Annotated in this window: 6 protein-coding genes; all 6 read right to left on the bottom strand. The window is 30.8% G+C overall.

Features of this window, described 5'->3' with window-relative positions; translation table 11 throughout:
- Nucleotides 1–848 (bottom strand): UDP-N-acetylglucosamine 4,6-dehydratase family protein (locus ISX59_RS20990; RefSeq protein WP_220576255.1); only part of this gene is annotated, 848 nt, incomplete at its 3' end.
- Nucleotides 818–1,822, bottom strand: a complete 1,005-nt coding sequence (locus tag ISX59_RS20985) for a glycosyltransferase family 2 protein (RefSeq protein ID WP_005778132.1) — start codon at nucleotides 1,820–1,822, stop codon at nucleotides 818–820. The genes ISX59_RS20985 and ISX59_RS20990, both read right to left, overlap by 31 nt.
- An 11-nt stretch (nucleotides 1,823–1,833) precedes the next feature.
- Nucleotides 1,834–2,889: a glycosyltransferase family 2 protein gene (locus tag ISX59_RS20980; RefSeq protein WP_220576254.1), complete on the bottom strand. Its 1,056-nt coding sequence runs from the start codon at nucleotides 2,887–2,889 to the stop codon at nucleotides 1,834–1,836.
- A gap of 18 nt (nucleotides 2,890–2,907) precedes the next feature.
- Complete coding sequence (locus ISX59_RS20975; protein WP_005778161.1) at nucleotides 2,908–3,723, bottom strand: alpha-1,2-fucosyltransferase; 816 nt, start codon at nucleotides 3,721–3,723, stop codon at nucleotides 2,908–2,910.
- Nucleotides 3,689–5,011 (bottom strand): hypothetical protein, encoded by a 1,323-nt coding sequence (locus ISX59_RS20970; protein ID WP_220576253.1) that lies wholly within the window; start codon nucleotides 5,009–5,011, stop codon nucleotides 3,689–3,691. Before ISX59_RS20970 ends, ISX59_RS20975 begins: the two co-directional genes overlap by 35 nt.
- Before the next feature lie 13 nt (nucleotides 5,012–5,024).
- Nucleotides 5,025–5,722, bottom strand: a 698-nt coding sequence (locus ISX59_RS20965) for a glycosyl transferase (RefSeq protein ID WP_220576252.1), incomplete at its 5' end; no start/stop codon positions are given.

The following is a 5,722-nucleotide window of genomic DNA, read 5'->3' as shown; positions in this document are numbered from 1 at the left end:
CGATAATAATTACCCATATCTTCCGCCTTGGCCATTTCCTCACGAGTCACTAATGATTCATAAAGTTTCTCACCATGGCGTGTACCGATAACACGTACGGGGGTATCCTTTTTGTAAAGTTCCTTTAAAGAACGGGCTAGCGTATCAAGAGTAGCTGCAGGTGCTTTTTGGACAAACAAGTCGCCATTATGCCCGTGCTGAAAAGCATAAATCACCAGATCAACCGCATCATCCAGTGTCATCATAAAACGGGTCATGTTCGGATCGGTTATTGTGATATCCTTACCGGCCTTCATTTGCTCCACCCACAAAGGGATCACTGATCCGCGGCTTGCCATCACATTGCCATAACGGGTACAGCAGATAGTAGTTTGACCACCCTCTCCCATTTGACGTCCTTTAGCAATAGCGACCTTTTCCATCATGGCCTTACTGATCCCCATGGCATTGATAGGATAACAAGCCTTATCCGTCGAGAGCACAACTACATTCTTGACTCCATGCTCAATGGCTGAATCAAGCACATTCTCAGTACCTAATACGTTTGTCCGGACAGCTTGAACAGGGAAAAACTCACAAGAGGGAACCTGTTTCAGTGCAGCGGCATGGAAAATATAGTCCACCCCATTCATCACTCCATCCACAGAACGTTTATCACGCACATCACCAATGTAGAATTTCACCTTCTTATTTTGAAGGTGATGGCGCATATCGTCTTGCTTCTTTTCATCACGGGAAAAGATACGTATCTCTTTGATATCGGAATCCAAAAATCTTTTCAATACGGCATTACCGAAAGAACCTGTTCCACCAGTAATTAAAAGAACTTTATCTTTAAAAAGCGACATAATTGTTTATTCTTATATATAAAATATGGTATCTTTAATAAAAGAAAAAAAAGTCCAAAAGGAAATCTTAATAAAAAAGCAAAAACACTTTTTTTCTCCAAAGATCTTAAATAGTCAGTATTCAAAGCTCTATAAAACTCACACCTTCTAAGTAATGAGACAGGAGAATTCAATAACATTAATGCAATGTTAAATCTTAGGATTGTCAAATATCCAAAATATTCTTTTACAATATTAGTAGCAGCAAAGACATCATTATAATCCTTAGAAATAATATTTAAAATATAAAATAAAGATTCTATTTTAGAATTAGAGTTTAATGATCTAGTAATCGAATTCTCTCGAATTTTGTAGATGTACGTACTATCAGAAATAGCTACAACCCTTGAAGCTATTTTAGATAAACGATATGACCAAATAATATCTTCATGTAACAGATTTGGAGTAAACTTAACATCACTCAATTCTAAAAAAATTCTCTTGTATAATTTATTACATGCACTAACATTCCACTCACGCATTAAAAAAGATCTCAAAATTTCTTGACCTCTCTTTTCTCCCATTTGTAGAGTAGGGATATGTACAGAAGCATCTACACCAACTAATTTTATATTTGCAATCGTAAAATCAGCATCTACGTTAACAATTCTATCATAATGTTTTTCAATACAATCTTGCGTTATCTCATCATCCGAATCCATAAAAAAGACATACTCTCCCCTAGCTTTTTGCAAACCAGTATTTCTTGCAACAGAAAGGCCCTTATTCTTTAAATGAGTATAAATATATACATCTTTCTTGCGTGGATGATCTTTTAGAATTTCTCTAATAATATTCATACTATTATCCTGTCCGCAATCATCAACTATTATATATTCTATAGATTTGAATGTCTGATCTAATGCTGACAGCAATGTTTCCTTTATATATAATTCAACATTATATACAGGAATTACAATAGAAACTTTATACATTAGCATCCTAATTAAGAACAAAAAATATATCTATTTTTCAATATCATCAACCGCATAAAATAAGGACTTAATAAAAACGAACAATTAGCTAGTAAGAATACAATAGATAATATTTTTAGCTTTATATCACCTTTACAAAAGATTATCCAAAAAATTGTCAACTGTTTCATTCTTATCATATTATTAAATTCTTGCTTAGCTATTTCATTCTTTGTCACTATTTCAGCAACCTTAGTTGTTATTGCTTTAAGATTCTCTTTTATAAGAGAAAATATATTCATTCCACATGTAGTTAATACCGAATAATCACCTATAAATAATCTATTTACTTCCTCATTCATTGTAAATCCAAAGAAAAACAATTGTTGTTGCTGTGATATGAACAAATGGTTATATAACATCAAATCTCTTTTAATTCGACTTTCGCCATTTCTAGTTAGTCGATATTTTAATAAGGGGATTGGTATTACACCCAACTTATACCTATTTCTTATAAGCCTACACCATAATTCATAATCTTCGACTACTAATGCAGTTTTATCATCTTTATATTTATTATTCTTGAAAACGCTGGCTTTTCCCATCACTGACGGATGCACTAAAAAAGAACCGAAAATTGTATACAAACTTAATATTGTAGAATTGGTTAACCCTATAGAATGTATTCCTTTTATCCTACCTTTAGAATTCATCAAATAAACTTGACTCCCACAGATATCCAAATCTTTTTCTAGAATAAATTTGAGTTGATGTTCAATACGATTAGGTAAAGCAACATCATCAGCATCCATTCTAGCAATATAATCTCCAGTCGCCAAATCAATAGCTTTATTAAGAGTTTTTATAAGCTTCAAATTACATTCATTTGTGACGACCCTCACATTATTATATTGAGTAGCATAATTTGATAACAGCACCGAAGTATTATCTATCGAACCATCATCCACACATATTATTTCTATATTCCTATGCGTTTGAACAATTATGGAGTCTAATGCCTCTGACAAATACTCTGCAGCATTATAACACGGAATAATAACACTTACTTTAATTTTACTAATATCCATTATAACAACATAAAATTATCAAATTCGAATCCAACTCTCTGTAAATATGTTAGGATCTTTAAACAAAGACTTAAACCATCTAATCGGAGCAATCATTATTTTATCAGAATGTTTATTTAGTTGAGCAGCCCACCAACTAAAAGTACTATTAGCAATTATATTATGATGACATAGGCTCATCAAAAACATATCTATATAACTATCTTTTCCCTTGTTATTATTCACAAAAGTTACATTAGGCACATTTATTATACTTTTTGCCCAATCTATATCATCTGAAAACACAAAAAAGAATGGCTCATCAACACATTTCAATATATACTCTATAGCTTTCTGATAATATTCCTCATTACAAATATCGCCGTATATATTTCTATATTTTGGAAGAAGATAATCACCGCGTCTTATATGTATACTAATAGAATTATTTGCCTGAATCTTAGTCATTATAAAAGAATTTGTAACATCTAATTTCAATGGCCATCTAAAATTCAATACAATATCAACATCCTCCCAAAAACATTTATCCTGCCAAAACCCCTCAAATAATACACCATTGACATCCAGACGCCCATCTGTTGATATATATTGTCTGTTTTTAAAAATCTTATTTATTAGCTTAATAGATTTTACAATTAAATCTGTACTCAAAGATGAATTTGGTAGCTTTACCTCAAAGACCTTCTCTATTTCAAGTCCATTGTGGGCTCTTAATCCCTTTTTAGGGTAATAACCATAAATATTATCTTTATCACAACGCATATCTAACCAAAGATAAAACACATATTGAAAAAGTTGATTACCTAATCCTCCTTGAAAAGTTACAATTTTCATTTGCATTTATTTTTACACATATAATTTTTAACAAATAGAGAAAAATTAGCAATATTAATATTTCTAACATTTTCTGCATCAAATTATCGCCAAAACTTGGAGTTAGAATTAATTGAGGAAAAAATAATAAATTAAAGCCAATAGCTTTTAACCAGTAAGAAGGGTGGACAAGAAAAGTTAAAATGATTCTCAAATATAAAAAGTTAATGAATATCGAAATAATAACAAACATCCACCCCTGCCACAAGGAAACTAAAAAGGCAGAGGTACCGACATTTGCGTACTCAGAATTTCCCAAGTTCAACAATTCAGGTATTCTTCGAGATGGTGTACCAGCAACAGTACCATTATAACTAGTTGGAGTTGGCTTCGCATTCCAAATAGCCCGAGGCATATATTTAAAAAGGCTTCCAACATAAGGCTCATACCCAGCAAATCCTTCACCATCTCTCGTAATAAGAGTTGTACTATATGCTATACTATTCAATTTGAGATTCAAATGATATAATGTCAATTCTGCAATTGATTTCATATCAGACGAGTCCAATTGGGAACCTGATCTCTTAGCTGATAAAAATGGCAAAAGAAGCGAAGCACATAGTAAAAGAATAACCAAAGGCGAAAAAAAAGATAAATATCTCCCACGTTGTATATAATGCCATTTTTTTATAATATAAAGCCATATGAAAATCACTAAATATATTCTCGCACCACCAATAAATGATGAGTATAAAGTAGATAATATGATAAAGAAAAGAAAAAAGCGATTCTTCTTATTATGACTACCACAAAATATATTAACATAAAAATATGAAGATATATAAGTTGAAAAGAACGATAAGAGAAAAAAAGTACCATTTTCCACCGTATCAATATCATTATTTTCTAGATAGTTTGATCGAAAAAACAAATTATATAGAAATAATGACAATGAATATATAATCAAGATATTCTCTTGTACTTTAACGTTTGAAGCCTCTTCAAACGTTAAAATTGATTTCAATTTCCACTTTAAAGAAAATCTAAACAATAACAAAATTAATAAATAAAAATAAACTTCACCTATTGCAAACAAATTATACTCTTCAATTTCTATCCCTACCATTGATTCAAAAAAATACCAATAATCACAATTGCTTAAGAGTATAGGTAATGTATACCATAATGTAAAGGAAACCAAAAGGACTAAGGTAAAAAATATAGGTACTCTATTACTTTTATGCAATGAAAAAAGTAATAGATAAATCCCTATAATTCCACAAAAGAGAACAAACAATCTAAAACTCATAATAATTAGAAATTTATTTTTTCACAAATTTCTGTTTTGTTCGAGAAAATATATTAATGTTTGTTTTAATCAAATCTTTAGTAAATGCTTTATAAAGGAAATAAATAAAAAGCGTAAAGTTACCTCTTTTTATAGCACACGAGGCATAACTCACAGATGCAGATACATATTGATAAATTAAATCTTTTCTTATTTTAGGATAATAAAATGACATTCTATTAATTTGATTAAGCATAGCCTTTTGACTCTTTATGGAATTTAGATGGGTCATAGTAACACCTTGACTATGTATTCTATAAACTCCCATCATATCACTGATATAATGAATACGACCGTGTTGTGACAAATTTATAAATATATTAAAATCACCACAAAAGCCACCTATTTTATTACAAAGCACCCAATCTAAACTTATTTTCCTATAAAGAACGCTACAAGTAGGTACAAGCCAATTATTTATAATATCCCATGCAGATATTTCTGATTTAGCTATATTAACAAAACGACTTGTATTTCCATTCTCTAATTTCCAAACACTATGGAAACACATAGAATAGTCCGTATGACTTTCTAAGAAATCTACCTGTTTTTGCAACTTTAACGGATCTATCCAATAATCATCTCCTTCACACATTGCTATATATTTCCCCCTTGCCCGAGGCAGATTGTATACAATGTTTATATCCAATCCTTTGGAATACTGATTTTCAA

Origin of the sequence: Bacteroides sp. FSHCM14E1 (genome assembly GCF_019633785.1) — a bacterium.
GTDB classification, from domain to species: Bacteria; Bacteroidota; Bacteroidia; order Bacteroidales; family Bacteroidaceae; genus Bacteroides; species Bacteroides hominis.
Note: the sequence above shows the minus strand (reverse complement) of the source record. Positions and strands in the feature narration are given on the sequence as shown.

Bases quoted from the DNA above. Each gene is read 5' to 3' on its own strand.
- ISX59_RS20985 (WP_005778132.1), bottom strand. From the start codon at position 1,822: ATGTATAAAGTTTCTATTGTAATTCCTGTATATAATGTTGAATTATAT.
- ISX59_RS20970 (WP_220576253.1), bottom strand. From the start codon at position 5,011: ATGAGTTTTAGATTGTTTGTTCTCTTTTGTGGAATTATAGGGATTTAT.
- ISX59_RS20975 (WP_005778161.1), bottom strand. From the start codon at position 3,723: ATGAAAATTGTAACTTTTCAAGGAGGATTAGGTAATCAACTTTTTCAA.
- ISX59_RS20980 (WP_220576254.1), bottom strand. From the start codon at position 2,889: ATGGATATTAGTAAAATTAAAGTAAGTGTTATTATTCCGTGTTATAAT.